Annotated in this window: 23 protein-coding genes; 12 read left to right on the top strand and 11 right to left on the bottom strand. The window is 74.7% G+C overall.

Features of this window, described 5'->3' with window-relative positions; genetic code table 11:
* Window positions 1–217: 217 nt before the first annotated feature.
* The 3 genes from ACIBAI_RS08455 (at window position 218) to ACIBAI_RS08445 (ending at window position 2,960) form a co-directional block, all read left to right on the top strand.
* Window positions 218–1,177, top strand: coding sequence for a threonine/serine dehydratase (locus ACIBAI_RS08455; protein ID WP_399032117.1), 960 nt, complete (start codon window positions 218–220; stop codon window positions 1,175–1,177).
* Window positions 1,178–1,420: 243 nt separating this feature from the next.
* Complete coding sequence (locus tag ACIBAI_RS08450) at window positions 1,421–2,392, top strand: LLM class F420-dependent oxidoreductase (RefSeq protein ID WP_399032115.1); 972 nt, start codon at window positions 1,421–1,423, stop codon at window positions 2,390–2,392.
* A 139-nt stretch (window positions 2,393–2,531) separates the two neighbouring features.
* Window positions 2,532–2,960 (top strand): SsgA family sporulation/cell division regulator, encoded by a 429-nt coding sequence (locus ACIBAI_RS08445; protein WP_399032113.1) that lies wholly within the window; start codon window positions 2,532–2,534, stop codon window positions 2,958–2,960.
* Between the two features lie 22 nt (window positions 2,961–2,982).
* On the opposite strand, the gene ACIBAI_RS08440 is transcribed toward ACIBAI_RS08445, so the two are convergent.
* Window positions 2,983–3,456, bottom strand: a complete 474-nt coding sequence (locus ACIBAI_RS08440; protein ID WP_399032111.1) for a DUF6328 family protein — start codon at window positions 3,454–3,456, stop codon at window positions 2,983–2,985.
* A gap of 164 nt (window positions 3,457–3,620) precedes the next feature.
* Between ACIBAI_RS08440 and ACIBAI_RS08435 the strand changes: the two genes are divergently transcribed.
* Window positions 3,621–3,968, top strand: coding sequence for a hypothetical protein (locus ACIBAI_RS08435; protein ID WP_399032110.1), 348 nt, complete (start codon window positions 3,621–3,623; stop codon window positions 3,966–3,968).
* A gap of 15 nt (window positions 3,969–3,983) precedes the next feature.
* Here the strand turns inward: ACIBAI_RS08435 and ACIBAI_RS08430 are convergent, their stop codons facing one another.
* Window positions 3,984–4,967 (bottom strand): aldo/keto reductase, encoded by a 984-nt coding sequence (locus ACIBAI_RS08430; RefSeq protein ID WP_399032108.1) that lies wholly within the window; start codon window positions 4,965–4,967, stop codon window positions 3,984–3,986.
* A 365-nt stretch (window positions 4,968–5,332) separates the two neighbouring features.
* Between ACIBAI_RS08430 and ACIBAI_RS08425 the strand changes: the two genes are divergently transcribed.
* The gene (locus ACIBAI_RS08425; RefSeq protein ID WP_344606697.1) at window positions 5,333–5,785 is read left to right on the top strand and encodes an SRPBCC family protein; all 453 of its coding nucleotides are present in this window, start codon (window positions 5,333–5,335) and stop codon (window positions 5,783–5,785) included.
* Window positions 5,786–5,859: 74 nt separating this feature from the next.
* Here ACIBAI_RS08425 and ACIBAI_RS08420 read toward each other — a convergent pair whose 3' ends face one another.
* From ACIBAI_RS08420 to ACIBAI_RS08410, 3 genes are all read right to left on the bottom strand, one after another.
* A complete protein-coding gene (locus ACIBAI_RS08420; RefSeq protein ID WP_399032106.1) occupies window positions 5,860–6,558 on the bottom strand; it encodes a ribonuclease H in 699 nt (232 codons plus the stop codon).
* Between the two features lie 79 nt (window positions 6,559–6,637).
* The gene (locus ACIBAI_RS08415; protein WP_399032104.1) at window positions 6,638–7,837 is read right to left on the bottom strand and encodes an esterase-like activity of phytase family protein; all 1,200 of its coding nucleotides are present in this window, start codon (window positions 7,835–7,837) and stop codon (window positions 6,638–6,640) included.
* Between the two features lie 442 nt (window positions 7,838–8,279).
* Window positions 8,280–8,762, bottom strand: coding sequence for a VOC family protein (locus tag ACIBAI_RS08410; protein WP_399032102.1), 483 nt, complete (start codon window positions 8,760–8,762; stop codon window positions 8,280–8,282).
* 426 nt (window positions 8,763–9,188) lie between these two features.
* Here ACIBAI_RS08410 and ACIBAI_RS08405 point away from each other — a divergent pair, with 426 nt between their 5' ends.
* Window positions 9,189–9,842, top strand: coding sequence for an ATP-dependent Clp protease proteolytic subunit (locus ACIBAI_RS08405; RefSeq protein WP_399032100.1), 654 nt, complete (start codon window positions 9,189–9,191; stop codon window positions 9,840–9,842).
* Between the two features lie 2 nt (window positions 9,843–9,844).
* Window positions 9,845–10,447, top strand: coding sequence for a ClpP family protease (locus ACIBAI_RS08400; protein ID WP_399032098.1), 603 nt, complete (start codon window positions 9,845–9,847; stop codon window positions 10,445–10,447).
* An 11-nt stretch (window positions 10,448–10,458) separates the two neighbouring features.
* Here ACIBAI_RS08400 and ACIBAI_RS08395 read toward each other — a convergent pair whose 3' ends face one another.
* Window positions 10,459–10,863, bottom strand: coding sequence for a helix-turn-helix domain-containing protein (locus tag ACIBAI_RS08395; protein WP_399032097.1), 405 nt, complete (start codon window positions 10,861–10,863; stop codon window positions 10,459–10,461).
* A gap of 450 nt (window positions 10,864–11,313) precedes the next feature.
* Between ACIBAI_RS08395 and ACIBAI_RS08390 the strand changes: the two genes are divergently transcribed.
* Complete coding sequence (locus tag ACIBAI_RS08390) at window positions 11,314–12,201, top strand: RNA polymerase sigma factor SigF (protein ID WP_344606749.1); 888 nt, start codon at window positions 11,314–11,316, stop codon at window positions 12,199–12,201.
* A 123-nt stretch (window positions 12,202–12,324) separates the two neighbouring features.
* On the opposite strand, the gene ACIBAI_RS08385 is transcribed toward ACIBAI_RS08390, so the two are convergent.
* Window positions 12,325–12,780 (bottom strand): ATP-binding protein, encoded by a 456-nt coding sequence (locus ACIBAI_RS08385; RefSeq protein ID WP_344606683.1) that lies wholly within the window; start codon window positions 12,778–12,780, stop codon window positions 12,325–12,327.
* 191 nt (window positions 12,781–12,971) lie between these two features.
* Between ACIBAI_RS08385 and ACIBAI_RS08380 the strand changes: the two genes are divergently transcribed.
* Together ACIBAI_RS08380 and ACIBAI_RS08375 are read left to right on the top strand one after the other, a co-directional pair.
* Window positions 12,972–13,556, top strand: a complete 585-nt coding sequence (locus tag ACIBAI_RS08380; protein ID WP_399032094.1) for a PRC-barrel domain-containing protein — start codon at window positions 12,972–12,974, stop codon at window positions 13,554–13,556.
* On the top strand, window positions 13,556–13,969 hold the full coding sequence (locus tag ACIBAI_RS08375) for a PRC-barrel domain-containing protein (protein ID WP_399032092.1): 414 nt from the start codon (window positions 13,556–13,558) through the stop codon (window positions 13,967–13,969). The genes ACIBAI_RS08380 and ACIBAI_RS08375 overlap by 1 nt, the downstream gene beginning before the upstream one ends.
* A 1-nt stretch (window position 13,970) precedes the next feature.
* Here the strand turns inward: ACIBAI_RS08375 and ACIBAI_RS08370 are convergent, their stop codons facing one another.
* On the bottom strand, window positions 13,971–15,167 hold the full coding sequence (locus ACIBAI_RS08370; RefSeq protein ID WP_399032090.1) for a DUF6777 domain-containing protein: 1,197 nt from the start codon (window positions 15,165–15,167) through the stop codon (window positions 13,971–13,973).
* 181 nt (window positions 15,168–15,348) lie between these two features.
* On the opposite strand from ACIBAI_RS08370, the gene ACIBAI_RS08365 reads away from it, so the two are divergent.
* On the top strand, window positions 15,349–16,626 hold the full coding sequence (locus ACIBAI_RS08365) for a streptophobe family protein (RefSeq protein ID WP_399032088.1): 1,278 nt from the start codon (window positions 15,349–15,351) through the stop codon (window positions 16,624–16,626).
* Entirely contained in the window at window positions 16,623–17,084 is a 462-nt protein-coding gene (locus tag ACIBAI_RS08360; protein ID WP_399032086.1) for a nuclear transport factor 2 family protein, read from the top strand. Before ACIBAI_RS08365 ends, ACIBAI_RS08360 begins: the two co-directional genes overlap by 4 nt.
* A 161-nt stretch (window positions 17,085–17,245) precedes the next feature.
* On the opposite strand, the gene ACIBAI_RS08355 is transcribed toward ACIBAI_RS08360, so the two are convergent.
* The 3 genes from ACIBAI_RS08355 to ACIBAI_RS08345 are packed head-to-tail and all read right to left on the bottom strand — an operon-like array spanning window position 17,246 to window position 21,183.
* Window positions 17,246–18,241 (bottom strand): serine/threonine-protein kinase, encoded by a 996-nt coding sequence (locus ACIBAI_RS08355; protein ID WP_399032084.1) that lies wholly within the window; start codon window positions 18,239–18,241, stop codon window positions 17,246–17,248.
* Window positions 18,241–18,825 carry a hypothetical protein gene (locus ACIBAI_RS08350; RefSeq protein ID WP_399032082.1) on the bottom strand — a complete coding sequence of 195 codons (585 nt, stop codon included), beginning with the start codon at window positions 18,823–18,825 and terminating at the stop codon, window positions 18,241–18,243. Before ACIBAI_RS08350 ends, ACIBAI_RS08355 begins: the two co-directional genes overlap by 1 nt.
* Before the next feature lie 9 nt (window positions 18,826–18,834).
* Window positions 18,835–21,183, bottom strand: coding sequence for an FHA domain-containing protein (locus tag ACIBAI_RS08345; protein ID WP_399032080.1), 2,349 nt, complete (start codon window positions 21,181–21,183; stop codon window positions 18,835–18,837).
* Window positions 21,184–21,209: the final 26 nt, after the last annotated feature.

The following is a 21,209-nucleotide window of genomic DNA, read 5'->3' as shown; positions in this document are numbered from 1 at the left end:
GCACGGCACGCCCCGGAGCCGTCCGGCACGCCGCCCACGCCCGAGCCCTTCGGCACGCGGCTCGCGACCGGGCCGCGCGGCCCGGTCGCGAGGCCCCTCCCGCGGGCCCGCCGCGGGCCTTCCGCGGGCTCCGCGCAACCGGGTTGACCCGTACCGCTCCGGGACGTCAGGGTTCCAGGGCGCGTGGATCCCGCCCCACGCCGGAAGGATGACTGCCTTGATCGAGATCACGGAGATCGAAGCCGCGGCCGAGCGGATCTCCTCCTACGTCGTGCGCACCCCGACCGTGCCGAGCCCCGGCCTGTCCGCGCTGCTCGGGGCCCCGGTCACCACGAAGCTGGAGCTGTTGCAGCGCACCGGCTCGTTCAAGGCGCGCGGGGCGGCGCTGAAGCTGCTGTCGTTGAGCGAGGCCGAGCGGGCCGCCGGGGTCGCGGCGGTCAGCGGCGGCAACCACGGCATCTCCGTCGCGGTGATGGCCGCCGCCCTCGAGGTGAAGGCCACGGTGGTCATGCCGCGCTCGGCGCCCGCCCGTGCCGTGGAGACCGCCCGGGAAGCCGGCGCGTCGGTGCAGCTCACCGACGACATGAGCAGCGCGTTCTCACTGGCGACGCGGCTGCGGGAGGAAGGGCTGACCCTGGTCCATCCCTTCGACGACCCGGTGGTGATCGCCGGGCAGGGCACCGTGGGGCTGGAGTTCGCCGAGGACGCCGGCGACCTCACCGACGTCCTCGTCAGCGTCGGGGGCGGCGGGCTGATCGCCGGCGTCGCGGCGGCGCTGCGGGCCCGCCGCCCGGGCGTGCGGATCTGGGGCGTGGAGACCGAGGGCGCCCAGGCCATGTCCGAGGCGCTGGCGGCGGGCGGCCCGGTGCCGGTCGCGCTGTCGTCGATCGTGTCCACGCTCAGCGCCCCGGCCGTGTCGCAGCTGACGTACGACCATGTGTCCGCCCTGGTCCACGAGGTGATCGTGGTGCCGGACCGGGAGGCGGTGCGCGGCACGCTCGACCTCGCCGACCACGCGAAGGTGTGGGCCGAGCCCGCCGCCGGCTGTCTGCTGCCCGCGGCCCGGCAGGTGCTGGAGCGGGTGGGTGACGGGGCCCGGCTCGGGCTGGTGGTGTGCGGGGGCAACGCGACCACGGCCGACGTCATGGCCTGGTCGGCCCGCTTCGGTCTGCGCTGACAAGCCGAGGCGGCGGGAACGGCCCCGCCGCCTCGGCTTGTCCGATGAGCTCCTGTCGCCGAGGTGAGCGGTTCCGAGGGGCTGCACGCTCGCCGCACCGGCCGCCGCGTCCTCGCCGAGGGCGCCGACGGCGCCGAGTGAGCCCGGGCGCCGGCCAGGGCTTCGGGACCGGCTCGTCGTCCCTTCGGCGGGTATCCGGGCCCGCACCGTTTTCGGCTGCCGCGAGCCGGGGACCCGGCGGTCATGGTGCAGATCGGATACACGATGATGACCGAGCAGGCCGGTCCCCGTGACCTCGTGGACCATCTGGTGCGGGCCGAGGAGGCGGGCTTCGACTTCTCGGTGACCTCGGACCACTACTTCCCGTGGCTGCGCTCGCAGGGGCACGCGCCGTACGCGTGGAGTGTGCTGGGCGCCGCGGCCCAGGCCACGTCGCGGATCCCGCTGATGACGTACGTGACGTGCCCCACGTTCCGCTACCACCCGGCGGTCGTGGCCCAGAAGGCGGCGACGATGCAGTTGCTGTCCGGGGGCCGGTTCCGGCTGGGGCTCGGCTCGGGCGAGAACCTCAACGAGCACGTGGTGGGCGGCGGCTGGCCGTCGGTGGACGTGCGGCACGAGATGCTGGAGGAGGCCGTCGAGATCATCCGGGCGCTGTTCCAGGGCGGCCACGTGAACCACCGCGGCACCCACTTCGAGGTGGAGTCGGCCCGGCTGTGGGACCTGCCGGACAACCCGCCGCCCATCGGCATCGCCGTCTCCGGCGAGCGCTCCTGCACTCTCGCGGGCAAGTACGCCGACCTGGTGATCGCCACCGAGCCCAAGCCGGGGCTCCTGGAGGCGTTCGACCGGCACGGCGGCGAGGGCAAGCCGCGCGTGGGCCAGCTGCCGGTGTGCTACGACCCCGACCGGGACGCGGCGGTCGAGCGCGCCCACGCGCAGTTCCGCTGGTTCGGCAGCGGCTGGAAGGTCAACTCCGAGCTGCCCCACCCGGACTCGTTCGAGGCCGCCACGCAGTTCGTCACCCCCGACGACGTGGCCGGGTCGATCCCGTGCGGCGACGACCCGGAGGCCTTCGTCGAGGCCGTGCGTCCGTACGCCGAGGCCGGGTTCACCGAGATCGCCCTCGTGCAGATCGGCGGCGACTCCCAGCCCGCGTTCCTGGACTGGGCGGGGAAGACCCTGCTGCCCGCGCTGCGCGAGGCCCTGGGCTGACCCGCCCCGGATCCGGGCCCCACCCGGATCCGGGCCCCGCCCGCGGCGGCTTCTTCGAAGATCACTCGGCCGACCGGGCATCTTGTGCGCGCACGGGGTACTAGAGGGCTCTACGTCCGTACTCCCCGGAGGCTTTTTCGTGAACTCCTCCCTCGTGCACAAGACCCTGGTGGTGCAGCTCCAGGCGGGCGACACGGACCGTTTCCCCGTGCTCGCCCACCTGAGCTACGACGCCGCGGACCCGTTCGCCGTCACCGTCGTCTTCAGCCACGACGGCCGTGTGCTCGCCCGGTGGCGGCTGGACCGGGAGATGCTCGCCGCCGGACTCGCGCGTCCGGTCGGCGTGGGCGACGTCCGGCTGCGTCCCGTCTCGCAGGGCGTGTGGGGGGAACTGCGGATCGAGCTGTTCGGCGACGTCCGGCCCGACGGCGGCCGCCACCACGCCGTGGTGTTCGCGTGGGCTCCGGCGATCGCGGCCTTCCTGCGGGAGACCCACGCGGTCGTCGAGCCGGGCCGGGAGGAGGTCAGGGTCGACGACTTCCTGGCCGAGATCCTCGCCAGCGGCTGATCCGGGCGGCCCGGGAGGTGTCTCACCGCGAGGTGTACCGGTGCCGGGTCCACAGCGGGAGCGCGAACCAGCACAGCAGGTACCAGCCGACCACGCCGACGACCAGCCAGGGCACGAAGCCGTCGTCGCTCGCGACCCGGAGGATCAGCAGCAGCGAGGCGGTGGTGGTGGCGAGCAGCAGCACCAGGCCGAGCAGGGTCAGCCGGGAGGCCCACCGCACCGCCTGCGGCTTGACCCGCCGCCCGGAGACCAGCCGGTGCAGGGAGACCGGCCCGATCAGCGCGCCGGTCGCGGCGGCGCCCAGGACGACCGTCGCGAGGTAGATCGTCCGGTCCGTGTCCGCCAGGTCGTCGTACTTCGGTGTGAACACCACGGTCAGCAGGAAGCCGAACAGGATCTGCACGCCCATCTGAGCGACCCGGACCTCCTGGATCAGCTCCTGCCACATCCGGTCCGCTCGCTCCTCCTCCGTCTCGTTGCGCCCTCTGCGCCTCATCGTCCCGTCCGCCGTGTTCGGCACGGTGCCTCCCGGTGGCTGCGGCTGTCCCCTGCGCGGCGGGTTCCCCCTCGCGGGCCGTCCTGTCAGACGGGTGCTGTTTGAGCGATCAGCGGCCGGTTACACGGACCGCGTTGACACAGAGGACGAGGAGGTCGCCCAGGATGTCCGACACGCAGCTCACCGTGACCCTCAGCGGCGGTGGCATCGACGACGTGCGGACGGTCGTCCGCACCCTGGAGGGCGTGTTCGGCGCGCCGGAGGAGGCGCCGTCCAACGAGCACGCCACGGTGCGCACGGCCGTCTTCAACTCTCCGTCGCAGCCGACGGCGGCGACGGAGCCCGGGACGGGCGCGGACCGGCTGTCCGAACCGGTGACGGTCACCGTCCAGGGCACCCCGCAGGCCGTCGCGGCGGCGAGCGAGACGCTGGCGCACGCCTTCACGACCCGCGACGAGGGGTCCGTCTCCGGCGACCAGGAGCAGGAGCGGCAGCTGCGCCTGGTGCCGTGACGGTGGAGCGCGGCGCTACCAGCGGTGCTCCACCTGGTCCTTGATCCGCCGGTCGTACAGGTCGCGGATCGCGGTGAGCGTCCGCTCGGACAGCTCGGGCAGCCGGGCGGCGGCCGCGTTGGCGCGGGCCTGCTCGGGCGAGCGGGCGCCCGGGATCACGGTGGTCACACCCGGCTGCTGGATGATCCAGCGCAGCGCCAGCTGGGCCGGCGTGTACCCCTCGGGCGCGAGGGCCGCGAACTCGGCGGCGGCCTCGACGCCCGTGTCGTAGTCGACGCCGGAGAAGGTCTCGCCCTGGTCGAAGGACTCGCCGTGCCGGTTGAAGGCGCGGTGGTCGTTCGCGGCGAAGACCGTGTCCTTGGTGTACTTGCCGGACAGCAGGCCGGAGGCGAGCGGCACCCGGGCGATGATGCCGACGCCGGCCTCCCGGGCGGCCGGGAGGACCTCGCGCAGCGGCTTCATGCGGAACGGGTTGAGGATGATCTGCACGCTCGCCACGTTCGGCCGGGCGATCGCGGTCAGCGCCTCCCGGCAGGTCTCCACGCTGACGCCGTAGGCGGCGATGCGCTCCTCCTCGACCAGGGTGTCGAGGGCGTCGAACACCTCGTCCGCGGAGTAGACGGGCGTCGGCGGGCAGTGCAGCTGCACCAGGTCGATGCGGTCCACGCCGAGGTTGCGGCGGGAACGGTCGTTCCAGGCCCGGAAGTTGTCCAGGACGTAGTTCTCGGGGATCTGGTCGACGCGGCGGCCCATCTTGGTGGCGACCAGCACGCTCAGATCGGGCCGGCCGCGCAGGAACGCGGCGATGGTCTGCTCGCTGCGTCCGTCGCCGTAGACGTCCGCCGTGTCGAAGAAGGTCACCCCCGACTCGGCCGCCGTCTCCAGCACCGCCAGGGCTTCCTTGTCGTCGACGTCTCCCCAGTCGGCACCCAGTTGCCATGTGCCCAGACCGACCACGGACGCGGACCGGCCCAACCTGTCGAATGCGCGTTCTTCCATGGCGTCAGTCTGTCATCCCGCTCCGGCGGCTTCCCTCCGGGAGGGTTCCGCGGCACGCGGCGCGCCGGTCCGGCGGGCCGGTCCGCGGGAGCACCGCCGGGAACGGTCCGCCCCGGGGAGGGCGTTCCCCTCCCGCCCGCGGTCGTCCGCCGGGTGGCGGCACGGCCGGAGGCGGCCCCCGGAGCGGGGCGGTGAAGCCGTGACCGGCATGGCCCCGAAGGCTCCGGCCGGCCGCGCCGCCTCGTGCCTCCGACACCGGGCGACGGCCGGGAAAGTGACGGTTCGCCGGGAAGATAACGGTTCACCGGGCGCGTCGGGGGTACTCGCGCGGCGAACCCGAAGACGGAAGACCGAAGGAGATCCACGTGTCGCAGATAGAGGAATCCATCGAGGTCGGCGTCCCGGTGCACACCGCCTACAACCAGTGGACGCAGTTCGAGACGTTCCCGGAGTTCATGGGCGGTGTGGAGCGCATCGAGCAGCGCACGGACACCCTCACCCACTGGGTGACGAACGTGGACGGCGTCCGCCGGGAGTTCGACGCGGAGATCACCGAGCAGATCCCGGACGAGCGGGTCGCCTGGACCACCATCGGCGGCGAGTCCCGGCAGGCCGGTGTCGTCACCTTCCACCGGCTGGACGACCAGCACACCAAGGTGATGCTGCAGATGGACTACAGCCCCGAGGGCATCACCGAGACCGTCGGCGACAAGCTGGGGGTGGTGAAGCGCCAGACCAAGGGCGACCTCAAGCGCTTCAAGGAGTTCATCGAGGAGCGCGGCCAGGAGACCGGTGGCTGGCGCGGCGCGGTCGTGTGACCGGCTCGCCCCGGGCGGTCACGTGACCGCATCGCTTCCGACGGCCGGCTGACCGGCGGGGCTCCGGCCCCCGGTCAGCCGGCCGTCGCCGTGCGGCACTCCGGGTGGCCCCAGCCCTGGTCGTTCCTGGCGATGGGTTCCCCGGCCGCGTAGGAGCGTCCGCACCGGCAGCGGCCGGGGAACTTCGCCTTGAGGGTGCGCGCGGAGCCGCCGCCCCGCGGCCGGGACGCGCCGGTCCGGCGGCGCGGGGCCCTGGCCTGCGGGGTATCCGGTGCGGGCGGCGGCTCCGGCGAACCCAGGTCGCTGCCCGCGGGCTGCTGGACGGTGGCCGCCTGGCTGGCGGCGCGGTCGGCGAAGTCGTTGAGCGGGTCGCCGTCGACCTGGTGGGCGGGCACGTAGCGGAACTCCACCGTGCGGCCGTCGAGCAGTTCGTCGATGCGCACGACCAGGTCCTGGTTGGCGACCGGCTTGCCGGCGGCCGTTTTCCAGCCGTTGCGCTTCCAGCCGGGCAGCCAGGTGGTGACCGCCTTCATGGCGTACTGCGAGTCCATGCGGATCTCCAGCGGTACGTCCGGGTCGGTCGCCGCCAGCAGGCGTTCCAGCGCGGTGAGCTCGGCGACGTTGTTGGTGGCCCGGCCGAGCGGCCCCGCCTCCCAGCGGGCCGGCGTCTCCGTCCCGTCGGCGACCACCCAGGCCCAGCCCGCCGGCCCGGGGTTTCCCTTCGAAGCCCCGTCGCACGCGGCCACAACACGTTCACGCATGGATCCGATCATGCCACGGCCGGACGGGGCGCCCGTCGCGGAGCCCGGCCGGAACCGTCCGCCCGGGTGCGGCGGGGCCCCGTCGGACGGGTCAGCGGAACGCGCGCGGATCCGCGTGCAGGCGGGAGCCCAGCCGGATGGTGATGAACTCGTTGTCGTCGGCCTCGCCCGGGGTGCGGCCCGACGAGAAGGGGAAGTTGTTGTCGTTCAGGACGGCCAGGGTGCGGTCGTCCAGGAGGACCACGTCCTCGATCGTCTGGAACGGGAAGCGGAAGGTCTCGCCGAAACCGCCGACGCCCTTGGGGTTGGCGATGTCCAGCAGGTCGGCCACCAGGGTCTTGTCCATCAGCCCGTCGCCGTCGCGGTCGCGCGTGTCGGCGAGGTAGATCCGCTTGAACCCGGCCGTGTCGCCCTGCCCGCCGTCGCGTTCGATGACCAGGAAGCGGTGGCGGTCGACGGCGACGGCGTCGCCGATGGCGTGGGAGGGCGACTCCAGGCGGTAGACGTACCGCTTACCGGTGTAGGCGCGCCTGCGCAGGTCGAACTCGCTGAACCGCAGGTCGCCGGGCGTGTCGCCGGTGACCGTGCCCTCCAGCAGCGGGTAGAGGCGGCGGCCGTCGACGGAGCGGGCCAGCCCTTCGAAGCCCTTGCTGCTGCCGATGGTCGGCTGGGCGCCGTCCAGGTGGGGGTTCTCCGGCGCCCGCACGCCGTCCAGCGCGATCGGGGCTTCGAGGAGCCGCCCCCCGGTGTCGAAGTGCAGCAGGAACGGGCCGAACTCGTCGCCCATCCAGTAGGTGCCGTCGGCCGCCCGCACGATCGACTCGACGTCGAAGTCGGCACCGGTCAGCACCCGGTCGGCGCGGGTGAGCGCGAAGGGGACCTTGTGGCGGGGGTCGCTGAGGTGGAAGCCGCCCAGCACCCTGATCTTCCCCGTCTTCGTGTCCGGCTTGATCCGGTGGACGCGCAGCAGGTAGTCGGCGCTGTTGGCCTTGTTGCCGTATCCGTTGTCGGACAGCACGTCGAAGGTGCCGTCGTGCCGGTCGACGATGCCGCTGAAGCCCTGCACGGGCTGGTCGGCGAAGGGCGCGGCGATGCCGTTGAACGGTCCGGCGCCGATGAGCGCGCCGGACGGCTCGCTGTCCGGGACGAAGGTCTCGGCCGGGAGCGAGGCGAACCCGGTGAGGGTGGCGCGTCCGAAGCCGCCGCCCCCGTGGCCGCCGTGGGCCGCCGCGGGGAGGGCCAGCGCGACGGTGAGGGCGGCGGCGCCGAGCATGATCGAAGTTCTTCTCATGGCGCGCACCGTAGGGACGCCGGATGACCGCCGTCCGAACACCAGTCGACGAGCCCGCGCCGGCGGATGACGTCCACCGTGCGCCCGGCGGTGGGAAACCGTTCGGCGCACCGCGCGCGGGCGGCTGGGACGGGACGGACGTGTGAGCCGGGGAGGACGCACGCGGACGAGGCGGTCGTCGACGCTCCGCTCGTCCGCCGGCTGATCGCCGGACGGTTCCCGCGCGGGCGGACCCGCCCGTGGAGCGCCCGGTGTCCTCCGGGACGGAGAACGCCGGGCTCCGCCTGGGCGCGGACCTGGTGGTGCGGCTCCCCCGCCGTCCCGGGGCGGTGGAGAGCGCGGCCCACGGGCAGCGCCGGCCACCCCGGCCGGGACCGCTGCTGCCGTGCGCCGTGCCCGAGCCGCTCGCCCCGGGCGGGCCCGCCCCGCGGGGCGGGCGGGGTCACTCGCCCGCGTAGGCCTTCTCCAGGGCGGCGATGTCGAGCTTGCCCATCGACAGCATCGCCCGGGTGGCGCGCCCCGCCTTCTCCTGGTCCGGGTCGGTGGTCATCTCGATGAGCCGCTCCGGGACGACCTGCCAGGACACCCCGTACCTGTCCTTGAGCCAGCCGCAGGGGCCCTCCTCGCCGCCGCCCTCGGTGAGCCTGGTCCAGTAGTGGTCGACCTCCGCCTGGTCCGCGCAGAGGATCTGGAAGGAGATCGCCTCGTTGAACGTGAACTCCGGGCCGCCGTTCAGCGCGACGAACTTCTGCCCGTTGGCCGTGAACTCGACGGTCAGGACGGAGCCCGCGGGGCCGGGACCGGCCTCGGTGCGGCGGCCGATCCGTCCGATGCGGGAGTTCTCGAAGATCGAGACGTAGTGGTGGGCGGCCTCCTCGGCCCGGTCGTCGAACCAGAGACACGTGGTGAATCCGTCGGTGGTCATGGCTGCCTCCTGGGTGTGGAACGCGGTCACCCCTGTCGACCGGCCCGCGCCGCGGAACTCATCGGCGGGGAGCCGGATCGTCCCGCGGGCCCCCTTCCCGTCCCCGGCGTCCGGTCATGACGTCCCCGCCCGCCGACGCCGTCCGGCCCTTCCGCGTCGACCTCCCGCGGCGCGGCCCCGACGGCCTCCACGGTCCGCCCGGGCCGCACCCGCCGGCCGGGGCCCGCCGGCCGGCGGCGTACGGGCGTTCCTCCGGCGGGTGCGCGAGCAGCGGACCGGGTGACCGCTCTGCCCGTGGCGAATCTGCTGTGAGCCGGGAAATCCCCCACGGCCCCGGTGCCCGGCCGACAGTGGAGACCGCGGCGGCCCGCGCCGCGCCGACGACGCCGCACGCGTCGACGGACGACACGACCACAGGGAGCGCCGATGTCTCCATTCACCGCCGGTCCGGGGCCGGTACCGCTGCCCCGCGCCGAGGAGGGCGACACCCCTCCGACCCGGTTCGACGACCACCTGGCCGCCCAGCTGCTCGCGCAGCGGATCGTGCTGCTGGGCACCCAGGTCGACGAGGTCTCCGCGAACCGGGTCTGCGCCCAGCTGCTGATCCTGTCCGCGGAGGACCCCCGCACCGACATCGGCCTGTACATCAACAGCCCCGGCGGCTCGGTGCACGCGGGCCTGGCCATCTACGACACGATGCGGCTGATCCCCAACGACGTCTCCACGCTCGCCATGGGGTTCGCCGCCAGCATGGGGCAGTTCCTGCTCAGCGTCGGCACGCCCGGCAAGCGCTACGCCCTGCCCCACGCGCGGATCATGATGCACCAGCCGTCGGCGGGCATCGGCGGCACCACCGCGGACATCGAGATCCAGGCGCAGAACCTGGAGTTCACCAAGCGGACCATCGAGCGGATCACCGCCGAGCACACCGGGCAGAGTCCGGAGACCATCTCCCGCGACGGCGACCGCGACCGCTGGTTCACGGCCGAACAGGCCAGGGAGTACGGCATGGTGGACCGGGTCGTGGAGTCCCTCGCGGACGTCCGCCCGGCCGCGACCCGGCGACGGATGGGACTGTAGGCATGGGCACGTACACGATTCCGAACGTCATCGAGCGCACCCCGCGGGGCGAGCGGTCCTTCGACGTGTTCAGCCGGCTGCTGAACGAGCGGATCATCTTTCTCGGCACCGAGATCGACGACGGCGTCGCCAACGTCGTCATCGCGCAACTGCTCCATCTGGAGTCGGCGGCGCCGGAGAACGAGATCGCGATCTACATCAACTCCCCCGGCGGCTCGTTCACCTCGCTGATGGCGATCTACGACACGATGACGTTCGTGCAGGCCCCGATCTCGACGTTCTGCGTCGGGCAGGCGGCGTCCACGGCGGCCGTGCTGCTGGCCGGCGGGGACCCCGGGCGGCGGTTCGTGCTGGAGCACGCGCGGGTGCTGCTGGGGCAGCCGGCCACCGGCGGCGCCCGGGGCACGGTCTCCGACCTGACGCTCCAGGCCAAGGAGATGGTGCGGATCCGCTCCCAGGTCGAGGAGGTGCTGTCGCGGCACACGCACCACGACGTCGCCACGCTGCGCGCGGACATGGACCGCGACAAGGTGTTCACCGCCGGGGAGGCCGTGGCGTACGGCCTGGCCGACGAGGTGCTCACCCGGCGCCTCGTCGGCGTCTGAGGCGCCGGCCGTCAGGCCACCAGGCACAGTCCGTCGTACGACGGCGTCGGGGCGCCCCGGCCGCGGCCCGTGTGCCGTGCGGTGACGCGGACGAGTTCGTCCTGGGCCCGCGACAGCAGGTCGCCCAGGCCCAGGCCGAGGGCGTGGGCGGCGGCCGCGAGGACCTCCGAGGAGGCCTCCTTGCGGCCGCGCTCCACCTCCGACAGGTACGGCATGGAGATCCGGGCCGCCTCCGCCACGTCCTTCAACGTGCGTTCCTGGGCGAGACGCTCACGGCGCAGGACGTCGCCGACCAGGTCCCGCCACAGGGGCTCCCTGGGGGCGGGGGCGGGCCGGGGCCCCGAACCGGGCCGCGGACGCGTGGCCGGCGGGCGCAGGGGGATGACGCGGGCTTCGTTCGGCGCTTGGTTGGTCACGGCCCTCAGCCTAGAAGTCCCGGGCTCCAGGGGAAGGGACAAGTGTTCTGCCCTGAGGAGAATCAGGGCGGGGACGACGGAGACGGCGGGGCCGGCGCGGCGGGGCGGCGGGGCGGCGGGGCGGCGGCCCCTCGGCGGTCCGGCGCACCCCGTCCCGGGCCGCGGTCCCGCCGGCCCGGCCGGGGCCTTGCGGGACCGCCGCCGCTGCGCGGGCCCGCCGCCCCGGACCGCCGTACCGTCTCCCACCAGCGGAAACGTCGCTCGGGCCGGGTGGGCCCCGGTCCCTCGGCGGCGGTCGCCGCGGGAAGCGGCCGCGGCCGCGGACGGGGCCGCCGCCGATTTTCCGCCTCCCGCGAAAACGGCAGGAATGCACGGCCGCTCCCCGGGTAGGCGCGACTGGGAAGGACATCAGGGAGGACGTCGAGTACCGTGACTTTCGTGGGAGAGGTAATGGACACCGCCGTGATCCGGTCGGAGGCACAGGTCGTCGAGGAGACCGCCGGCACCCGGACGGCAGACGGGCCACTGCCGGGAGTCGTGGACCCGCGGAGCGTGGCCCCGCGTGACGCACGGGAGCTGTCCCGCCAGTTCTTCCAGCGCCTGACGGAGCTCGAGGAAGGCACCCACGAGTACCAGTACGCGCGCAACACCCTGATCGAGATGAACATGTCGCTCGTGCGGTTCGCGGCCGGACGGTTCCGGGGCCGCGGCGACGACATGGAGGACATCGTCCAGACCGGCATGATCGGCCTGATCAAGGCCATCGACCGGTTCGAGCTGTCCCGCGAGGTCGAGTTCACCTCCTTCGCGCTGCCGTACATCGTCGGCGAGATCAAGCGTTTCTTCCGTGACACCACCTGGGCGGTGCACGTGCCGCGGCGGCTGCAGGAGCTGCGCGTGGAGCTGGCCAAGGCCCGCGAGGAGCTGGCGAGCCGCCTGGACCGGGAGCCGACGGTCGCCGAGCTCGCCACGCTGATGAACATCAGCGAGAGCGAGGTGGTCGAGGCGCAGATCGCCGCCAACGGGTACAACTCCTCGTCGCTGGACGCCGCGCTCACCGGTGACGGGCCGGAGAACGGCGAGGCCGTGCTCGCCGACTTCATCGGCGTGGAGGAGGAAGGGCTGCGGCTCGTCGAGGACTTCCACTCGCTCGCCCCGCTCATGGCCGAACTCAGCGAACGCGACCGGCGGATCATCCACATGCGGTTCGTGGAGGAGGCCACCCAGGCGGAGATCGGCGAACAGCTCGGCTGCTCGCAGATGCACGTGTCCCGTCTGATCAAGAAGATCATCACTCGGCTGCGCGAGGGGATGCTGGGCGAGCTGGGCTGCGCCTGAGCGGCCCGGCGGCGCCGGCCGCCCCGCACCGGGACGCTGATGCCGCCCCACCGCGTACGTGGGGCGGCATCAGCGTCCCGGTGGCCCGAAGCCGGTGTCCCCCCGAAGAACCGGGCGAGCGGCTCATCCGCCGTTCAACGGCACCACGGCGCACACCCGCTTGCCGACCGGCACCCGTTCCACGGTGACCTCCCGCGCCAGCGCCTTGACGATCTCCAGGCCGTGCCGGCCGATGCGCTCGGGGTCGCGGGGAAACGCCCGGGGCAGGGCGGCGCTGCTGTCGTAGACGGAGACCTTCACGGAGGCGCCCGTGCCCTCCAGCTCCAGGATGTACGGCCCGTCGCTGTGCCGGTCGGCGTTGGTGACCAGCTCGCTGACGACCAGCAGGACCGCGCCGTCGGCCCGGTCGTCGACCGGGGCGCACCACTCGGTCCTGAGCTGCTCCAGGAACTGCGCGGCGAAGGACCGTGCCTCGGCGATGCATCCCGGCTCGCCGGTGTAGTGCGCCGTCCGCCGCAGCGGTTCCACGGGCACGTCGAAACCAGTCGGTATCACTGCCCCGTCCAGGTGCTCGATCATGCGTCTCTCTCTCGGGCGCCGGACTGGCCGGACGCTGCCGCACCAGTCCTGGTACCCCGAGCCGGGCCCGGCAGTCCCCCGGGGCCCGCACTGTGGGCATCGTCGCAGCCCGGCGGGGCACCCGGAAGGTGTGCGACCGGCTGAGCGGCCCGGCCAGGGCTTCCGCCGGTCCGGCGGAAGGGCGGCGTGCGATGAACGAGCCGATGTCCGCGCGGAGCCTGACGACCCTGCCCGTGGTCACGCTGGGCGGCGACGCCGTCGCCCACGTCAAGGACACCGTCTTCGACGCGCGGGCCGGGCGCATCACCGGTTTCACCCTCAGTGGCCCGGGCCTGCTGTCGGGTCCGCTGGACCGGAGCCTGCCCTGGCCGGGGGTGCATGCGCTGGGGCACGACGCGGTCATGGTACGCGACCGGCGGGCCCTGGCCGGCACGGCCGTGGTGGCCGCGCATCAGGATGCCCGGCGGGGCCGGGTGCTGGGGGCACGGGTCGTGACGGAGGCGGGCGCCGAGGTCGGCACGGTGCTGGACGTCGTGGTGGAGGGCGGCACCAGCGGCCGGGTCGTCGGCTTCCGGATCGCCGCGAGCAGGGGGATCGCGCCCGGCTCGAGGCACCACCGGCGCAGGGTGTACCTGCCGCGCGGGGCGGACCTCGACGTCTCCGGCCGGGATCTGGTCGTCCCCGCGGACGCCCTGCGGTACGTCACCGACGACGTCCCGGCCTTCGCGGTCCGGGCCGGCGCCTTCCACACCCCCCGGAGGGGCCGGCTGCCGTGATGCTGTTCTCCCGACTGACGGGCCTGCCGGTGGTCACCTCGGCCGGGGCCGCCCGGATCGGCGTGCTGTCGTCCCTGGCCGTCGACGTCACGTCCGGCACGGTCACGCACATCCGGGTCCGTGGCCGGCGTCTCCGCCGGCGGACCGTGCTGGCCTGGGAGGCCGTGCGCGCGGTCGGTCCGGACGCCGTCGTGGTCGGCCCGGCCGCCGCCCCGGCCGCGCCGCCGCCCCGCCACGACGTGCTGGGCCACAGGGTCCTCACCGAGGCGGGCGACGAGCGCGGAACGGTCCTGGACGTCGTCTTCGATCCGGCCAGCGGACGGATCGCCGCGGTCCGCACGACGCTGGGCGACCTGCCGGCCGAGCGGCTGCTGGGGCTCGGCGACCACGCCCTGGTGGTCCGGGCGGGCTGACTCACCCCTCCGGCGAGGGTGCGGGGGACCCGGGCGGCTCGGGCGAGCCCGGCGAGCCGGGCGAGCCGGGCGACCCGGGCGCGGGCTCCGACCGGGGCGGCGTGTCCGAGCCGCCCGGCGCGGATCCGGACGGCGGCTCGGGCGACGGGGACCCGGCGGGTGACTCCGGCGACGGGGGCCGGCTCGTCGGGGGATCGGGGGACGGCGAGCCGGTGTCCGGAGCCGGCGAGTCCGGCTCCGTCGGAGGGGAGACGCTCAGCGACGGGGAGGGCCGGTCGGCCGGGGGCCGGGTCTCGCGGTCCCCGGCGCCCGTGTCGCCCCGGGGGCGGGAGATCCACTCGCGTCGGTCGGGGTCGTAGAGGACGAAGTGGTGGACGGTCCGTGGCGCCGGGACGACCACGACGACGTTCGCGGGGTGGTAGGACGGCCAGGAGTCGCCGGTCCTCCTCAGCCCGGCCTGCTGGGCGACCGGCGGGGTCAGCGGATTGCCGCAGGCGCAGCGCACGCGGGGGACGCCGCGGTCGTCGACGAGCACCGCCGTGCCCGCCTGCAGGACGGCCTGGTAGGCGTGGGCGCGGCGGTCGCGGTAGCCGTGGTTGGTGACGCGGGTGTCCATGCGCAGTTGCACGGGGGTGAGCGCGCGCAGGTAACCGGGGACGTCGGCGGCGTCGACGCGGGCCACCGAGGCGAACGCGCGGTTCTTCTCCGGTTCCGCCCGCAGGTACCGGATCTGCTGCTCCACGTCGCAGCTGGCGGCGTTGCGGGTGCCGCCGTACAGGCCCGGCGATCCGCCGTTTACGCCGCGCACCGCGTTCTCCGGGGCCCCGGTGGACGGGGAGGGGGACACTGGCGGGAGGGAGCTGTCCTTCGCGGTGGACTCGGTGAACGGGTCGGGGCCCGCCTTGTCCGCCGCCTGCAGGAACACCTCGCCGCTCTCCGCGACCCGGCCGTCCTCGCCCGAACCGCCGCCGGAGCGGGAGAGGACCAGCCCGAGGGCCACGGCGACGGCCACGACGGCGGCGAGCACCGCGACCCGGGGCACGGACTTCCACCACGGCCGGCGCGGCCGCGGGGCGCCCGCGTCCCCGCCCGGTGCCGGCGGCTGCGACGGCGGGCCCGAGGGCGGCCGGGGCGGGCCCGACAGCGGGCCCGAGGGCGGTCCTGTGGGGTGGCCGGAGGACGGCGGTTCGACGCTCACGGACTCTTCTTCCCGCGGGAATTGGCACGGCTTTCCGCACGCTGTGCGCCGTTCTGTCCCCCCTCAGCTCATTGTGCGCCCCGGCCCCGCGGCGTGCGCAACCCGGCCCGGACGACCCTCCCGGCGGACGCGGGCGGCCCTTCGGCGGGCGCACCGCCGGGGGGCTGCTTAGCGTGGCAGCGTGAGCGCGCGTACCCCCTCCGGCCGGGCCGCCGCCCGCCACGGCTGGGTGCAGGCCCTCGTCGCGGTGCTGGCGGGACTGGCCGCCATGGGCGTGGTCGCGGCGCTCGGCCTGTGGGCGGCCGGCGCCGCCGACCTGCCCGGCGACGCCTTCCCGCGGATCGTCGCGGCGACCGTCGTCACCGCGGTCGGCGGCGTGGTCGAGCCGGCCGACGACACCGGCGGGCTCGTCACCGCCCGGGCGGAGCTGACCGTGATCCCGTTGTCGGTGACGCTCGCCGGGGCCCTGGTGACCGCCTGGGGCTTCCTGCGGCCGCTGCGGTACCGGGCGGTCGCCGGCGCCGGGGAGCTGGCCGGCTGGGCGGGCCGGATCGCCGTCCTGTGGCTGCTCGCCCTCCTCGGCCTCGCCCTCGCCGCCCGTCAGACCTTCAGCGTCCCCCTCGGCGACGCCGTCCTGGAGGGCCTCGCAGACCTGTTCGGCGTCTCGCCGCGGATCGGCTTCACCACCGCGGTGTGGCCGACCCTGCTCTTCGGCCTGCTGTGGCTGGCGGGCGTCCTGGCGCTGGCCCTGCTGGTGGCGCGCGGCGCCCCGCTGCCGGGGCGGCTGCTGCGCTTCCGGGCGGCGGTGCGGCCGGCGGCGCACGCCATGGTCGTCCTGCTGCTCGCGTACATCGTCGTGGGGCTCGTCGTCGCCCTCGTCGTCGCCGCGACCCGGGGCCACGCGGCGAGGACGTCCGCGGTGGTCCTGCTCGGCCTGCCGAACCTGGCGTGGCCGGCGCTCACCATCGGCCTGGGCGCCACCTGGCACGGCCGGGTGGAGGAGTCGTTCGGGCTGCCGATGCCGCGCCCGCTGGAGCAGGTGCTGCGCGCCCCGGACGTCTCCGCCGTGAATCTGCGCACCCTGGCGGAGCACGACGGCCGGGTGTGGTGGCTCGTCGCCGTGGACGCGGTGCTGCTGCTGGGCGCGGCCTTCGTGATGGCGGCGCGGTCACCGGCCCGGACACGGGCCTGGCGGCACGCCGTGCGCATGGCGGTCGCGCTCGCGCTGACGGTGCTGATGATCTGCCTGGTCGGCCGGGTCTCCGCGTACTACGGCCTGTCGGTGCCCGGCATCGGCGACCTGGGCGGGGCGCTGTCCGGGGAGCTGTTCCTGAGACCGCAGGTGTGGACCGCGCTCGGCCTGGCGCTGCTGTGGGGGCTGGTCGCCGGCTTCCTCGGCGCGCTGCTGGCACGGCCGGCGGGCCGCCGGGGCGCGGCCGGAGAGGAAGGGAAGCGATGACGTCGGACAGGGATGTGCGCACCGGGTCGCGGCAGGGGTTCGACGGGGCGTTGTCCGTGGCGGACCGGCTGGCCGTCGTCGAGCTGATCGCCCTGCACGGGCACCTGGTCGACGAGGGGCGACTGGACCGCTGCCCGGAGGTGTTCACCCCGGACGTGGTCTACGACCTGTCCGACTTCGGGCAGGGCCGGCTCACCGGGCTCGCCGCGCTCAAGGAGGCGGCGGTGGCGCTGGGCGCGGCGAATCCGGTGGCGCACCACGTGACCAACGTGGTGATCGAGGAGGTGGCCGACGGCCGGGTCCTGGCCCGCTCCAAGGGGCTGGGCGTGCTGGCGGACGGCTCGTGCGGGTCCGTGACGTACGAGGACACCGTGGTGCGCGGCGCGGAGGGCTGGCGCATCTGCCACCGCAGGGTCCGCGCGCGCCGCGCGCCGCTGGGCGGCCTGGTCCGGGAGTGACGGCGGCGCCCGGCGATCCGGGCCGGGCACCGCCGGCTGGTTCCCGTCGGGCCCCGCCGCGCGGGCGGCGGCCGGGAGGGGCTGAGGCCGGCGACGCGCGCGGGCGCCGCCGGACCCGGCGGGCGGACCGTGGCCGGCGCTCCGCCGGGGTTTCCCCCGGATCACCGGGCCGGCGGGGTGAGGACCGGCGCGGCCCAGCGCGGCGGCGACGGGGGCCGCTCCCCCGCCGGGGGTGCGGCCCCCGGGTCCACCCGTGTCGGCGGGTGCGCCTTCGCCGGCGCGCCGCGCACGGCCGCGCGGAGGGCGGCGACGAAGGCGAGGCAGGTGTCGTACCGGTCGTCGGGGCTCTTGGCCAGGGCCCGGGCGAGCACGGCGTCGGCCCGCGGGGGGAGGTCGGGGCGGGACTCGGTCAGGGACGGCGGTTCGTCGTACTGGTGGGCCCACAGCAGGGCCATGTCGTCGTCCCGGAGGAAGGGCGGGCGGCCGGTGAGGATCTCGTGGACGACGCAGGCGAAGCCGTAGACGTCGCAGCGCGCGTCGACCGGGCGGCCGGAGATCTGCTCGGGGGCCACGTAGTCGAGGGTGCCGACGAACTGGCCGACCGTGGTGAAGCCGGTCAGCGACAGCGACTTCTTCGTCAGGCCGAAGTCGGTGAGGTAGACGTGCTCCGGGTGGTCGCTGTCGGTGCCGCGGTCCACCAGGATGTTGCCGGGTTTCACGTCCCGGTGGACCAGGCCGTGCTCGTGGGCCGCGTCGAGCGCGGAGGCCACCTGGGCGGCGATGCGCAGCGCCGGGGCGGGCGGCAGCGGGCCCGCGCGGTCCAGGAGGCGGCGCAGGTCGCTGCCGGCGACGTACCGCATGGCGATGTACAGGACGCCGTCCGTCTCGCCCGCCTCGAAGACCGGCACGATGTGCGGGTGGTCGATGGCGGCGGCCACCCGGGACTCGTGGGTGAAGCGGCGGCGGAAGGTGTCGTTGCGGGCGAGTTCGGGGGCGAGCAGCTTCAGCGCCACGGTGCGTTCCAGGCGCAGGTCGCGGGCGCGGTAGACGACGGCCATGCCGCCCCGGCCGAGCTCGGCCTCGATGCGGTAGCCCGCCACCGTACGGCCGGTCAGGTCGCCGGCGGTGCCGGAGAACGGGCGGCTCTCGCGCGGCATCAGCGGTCACCGTCGGGGGTGACGACCCGGGTGGGGGCGCAGCCCGGGTCCGCGGCGGTGGGCGTCGCCGTGCGCGCGGGGGCGCGGCCGGGCTTCCCGGCGGGCGCGTCGTCGACGGCGTACGTGCTCAGCCGTGTCCCGTCCCCGTACGCCCATCGCCCCTGCCCGGGGTCGTAGAGCCACACGGACTCCCCGTCGACGACGACGCCGACGCGCAGTCCGCGGGTGCGGGCGCGGAAGGACTCGCCGTCCAGGCCGCCGCCCATCAGTTCCTCGACCGCGTCCCGGTAGCGCGCCAGGGCCTGCTCGGCGCGGGCGAGCAGGGGGCGCGGGTCGGCGGCGCGGCCCTCGGGGCCGTCGGCGGCGGGCGGGTCCTGGGGCACGGCGACCAGGAGCCGGCCGTCGACCCAGGCCGACCAGCCGTTGGAGCACAGCACGTGTCCCCAGTCGCCGCGCCGCTCGACGAGCCGGACCGGCAGCAGCGGGTCGAGGGGCACGGTGGGCCGGGCGGGGTCGGGGGCCTCCCAGGCGGGCAGTCCGTGCCGCGGGACGACGTGGGTGGGGCGGAAGCCGGAGGTGGTCATCGCGGTCGCCTACTTCCGCATCACGGCGGGTTCGTGCCGGCGCAGCAGCCGGGAGACCAGGAGGCCGAGGAGCACCGACAGCGCCACCAGCAGGCCGGTGTCGAGCAGCCAGACGCCCGGCGTGTGCTCGAACAAGGGGTCGTCGGTGAGCTTCCCGGGCACGGTCCGGGCCAGCCCGACGGTGCCGGCCATGGCGGCGAGCGCCCAGCGGGCGGGCACCAGCCAGGACAGCTGCTCCAGGCCGGGCACGCCGTGGAGCTGGAGCAGGGCGCCGCAGAAGACCACCTGGACGAGGGCGAGCAGCACCAGCAGCGGCATCGTCGCCTCCTCCTTGCGCACCAGCGCGGAGACCAGCAGGCCGAGCATCATCGCCGTGAACGCCAGCAGCGCCACGGCGACCGTGATCTCGGCCAGGGGCGGCATCAGCACGCCTTCGCCGCCCGGGGCGCCGAGGTCCACGCCCGCCAGGGCGATCAGGGTGAGCACCACCGCCTGCAGCACGGTGACCGTGCCCAGCACGACGACCTTGGACATCAGGTACGCCGCTCTGGACAGGCCCACCGCCCGCTCCCGCTGGTAGATCGCCCGCTCCTTGACGAGTTCCCGCACGGCGTTGGCGGCGCCGGTGAGCACGGCGCCGACGCACAGGACGAGCAGCGTGTTCAGCGCCGTCTCGGACGTCAGCCGGCCGGCGGCCAGGGCCCGCGCCATCACCCCCATCACGAACGGCAGCGCGATCGTGATGACGAGGAAGGTGCGGTCGGCGCTCAGCGCGGCGGTGTACCGGCGCGCCAGCGTGCCGAGCTGGGCGGTCCGGCTGCGCGGGCGGGGCGGCGGGGTGATGACGACCGGACCGGAGCGGGGCCGGCGGGGGTTGGCGGTGGCGTCGGCGACGTGGCGCCGGTGGAGGGGCGAGGCGCGGTACTCCCCCGCCCAGTCCCGGTCCTGGTCGCGTTCGAAGGCCTCGAAGGCCTCCGGCCACTGGGTGAAGCCGAGGAAGGGCAGGGCGTCCTCGGGCGGCCCGTAGTAGGCGGTCCTCCCGCCGGGCGCGAGGACGAGGAGCCGGTCGCACACGTCCAGGCTGAGCACGCTGTGGGTGACCACGACGACCGTGCGGCCGTCGTCGGCGAGGCCGCGCAGCATGTGCATCACCGAGCGCTCCATGCCCGGGTCGAGGCCGGAGGTCGGCTCGTCGAGGAAGAGCAGCGACGGTTTGGTCAGCAGTTCCAGGGCCACGCTGACCCGTTTGCGCTGTCCGCCCGACAGGCTGTGCACGGGCTGGGCGGCCCGCTCCTGAAGGCCCAGTTCCCGGAGCACCTCCTCGACCCTGGCCCGCCGTTCGGCCTGCGCGGTGTCCTGCGGGAAGCGCAGCTCGGCCGCGTAGGACAGGGCGGCGCGGACGGTCAGCTGGGCGTGCAGGACGTCGTCCTGCGGGACGAGGCCGATGCGCTGCCGCAGTTCGGCGTAGTCGCGGTACAGGTCGCGGCCGTCGTAGAGCACCGCGCCGTGGCCGGCGGGCCGCTGCCCGGTGAGGGCGCCCAGCAGGGTCGACTTTCCGGCGCCGCTCGGGCCGACGACCGCGAGCAGGCACTTCTCCCCCACCGGGAACGACACGTGGTCCAGCAGCGTCCTGCGTCCGCGGTCGACGGTGACCGTGAGGTCCTGCACCTCCAGGGAGATCTCGCCGGTGTCGACGTACTCCTGGAGCTGGTCGCCGACGAGGCGGAACGCCGAGTGGCCGATGCCGACGACGTCCTCCCGGCCGACCGGGGCGCGGGTGACCGGCCGGCCGTTGAGGTAGGTGCCGTTGTGGCTGCCGAGGTCGGCGATCTCGTAGGTGCCGTCGGGCAGGACGCGCAGTTCGGCGTGGTGGCGGGAGACGACCAGGTCGTCGAGGACGAGGTCGTTGTCGGCGGCGCGGCCGATGCGGACGGTGCGGCTGGGCAGCGGCCGTACGGTCGTGGGCTGCCGGCGGGTGCCCGTCCGGCCCGGTTCCGGGACCGCGGTGGCGGCCGGCGGGCGCTGCGGGGCCGGGGCGGGAGGGGCGGCCAGTACGGCGCGGGGGCCGTCGGAGGGGTTGCCGAAGCGGATCACGGTGCCGGGGCCCACGTCCCAGGCGTGGACGCGGTGGCCGTCGGCGTAGGTGCCGTTGGTGCTGTCGGCGTCCTCGATCGTCCAGTGGCCGTCCTCGGGCCGGAGCACCGCGTGGTGCCACGAGACCCGGGCATCGTCGAGGACGATGTCGCTCAACGGGTCGCGCCCGACGTGGTAGTCGCGGTTCGGACTCATCACCGTGGAGCCGGTGTCGGTCTCCAGGAGGAGTTCGGGCGCGGGGGGCGCGGCCGGCCGTTCCGCCATGCCAGGATTCTAGCGATTCGCCCAGA

Origin of the sequence: Streptomyces sp. NPDC051041 (assembly GCF_044456065.1) — a bacterium.
Lineage (GTDB): Bacteria > Actinomycetota > Actinomycetes > Streptomycetales > Streptomycetaceae > Streptomyces > Streptomyces glaucus.
This window is presented reverse-complemented; position numbering and strand designations above follow the sequence as displayed.

Coding starts and splice junctions, on each gene's coding strand:
- ACIBAI_RS08450 (WP_399032115.1), top strand. CDS start 1,421: ATGGTGCAGATCGGATACACGATGATGACCGAGCAGGCCGGTCCCCGT.
- ACIBAI_RS08440 (WP_399032111.1), bottom strand. CDS start 3,456: ATGAGGCGCAGAGGGCGCAACGAGACGGAGGAGGAGCGAGCGGACCGG.
- ACIBAI_RS08435 (WP_399032110.1), top strand. CDS start 3,621: ATGTCCGACACGCAGCTCACCGTGACCCTCAGCGGCGGTGGCATCGAC.
- ACIBAI_RS08430 (WP_399032108.1), bottom strand. CDS start 4,967: ATGGAAGAACGCGCATTCGACAGGTTGGGCCGGTCCGCGTCCGTGGTC.
- ACIBAI_RS08420 (WP_399032106.1), bottom strand. CDS start 6,558: ATGATCGGATCCATGCGTGAACGTGTTGTGGCCGCGTGCGACGGGGCT.
- ACIBAI_RS08415 (WP_399032104.1), bottom strand. CDS start 7,837: ATGAGAAGAACTTCGATCATGCTCGGCGCCGCCGCCCTCACCGTCGCG.
- ACIBAI_RS08410 (WP_399032102.1), bottom strand. CDS start 8,762: ATGACCACCGACGGATTCACCACGTGTCTCTGGTTCGACGACCGGGCC.
- ACIBAI_RS08405 (WP_399032100.1), top strand. CDS start 9,189: ATGTCTCCATTCACCGCCGGTCCGGGGCCGGTACCGCTGCCCCGCGCC.
- ACIBAI_RS08400 (WP_399032098.1), top strand. CDS start 9,845: ATGGGCACGTACACGATTCCGAACGTCATCGAGCGCACCCCGCGGGGC.
- ACIBAI_RS08390 (WP_344606749.1), top strand. CDS start 11,314: ATGGACACCGCCGTGATCCGGTCGGAGGCACAGGTCGTCGAGGAGACC.
- ACIBAI_RS08385 (WP_344606683.1), bottom strand. CDS start 12,780: ATGATCGAGCACCTGGACGGGGCAGTGATACCGACTGGTTTCGACGTG.
- ACIBAI_RS08380 (WP_399032094.1), top strand. CDS start 12,972: ATGAACGAGCCGATGTCCGCGCGGAGCCTGACGACCCTGCCCGTGGTC.
- ACIBAI_RS08375 (WP_399032092.1), top strand. CDS start 13,556: ATGCTGTTCTCCCGACTGACGGGCCTGCCGGTGGTCACCTCGGCCGGG.
- ACIBAI_RS08360 (WP_399032086.1), top strand. CDS start 16,623: ATGACGTCGGACAGGGATGTGCGCACCGGGTCGCGGCAGGGGTTCGAC.
- ACIBAI_RS08355 (WP_399032084.1), bottom strand. CDS start 18,241: ATGCCGCGCGAGAGCCGCCCGTTCTCCGGCACCGCCGGCGACCTGACC.
- ACIBAI_RS08350 (WP_399032082.1), bottom strand. CDS start 18,825: ATGACCACCTCCGGCTTCCGCCCCACCCACGTCGTCCCGCGGCACGGA.
- ACIBAI_RS08345 (WP_399032080.1), bottom strand. CDS start 21,183: ATGGCGGAACGGCCGGCCGCGCCCCCCGCGCCCGAACTCCTCCTGGAG.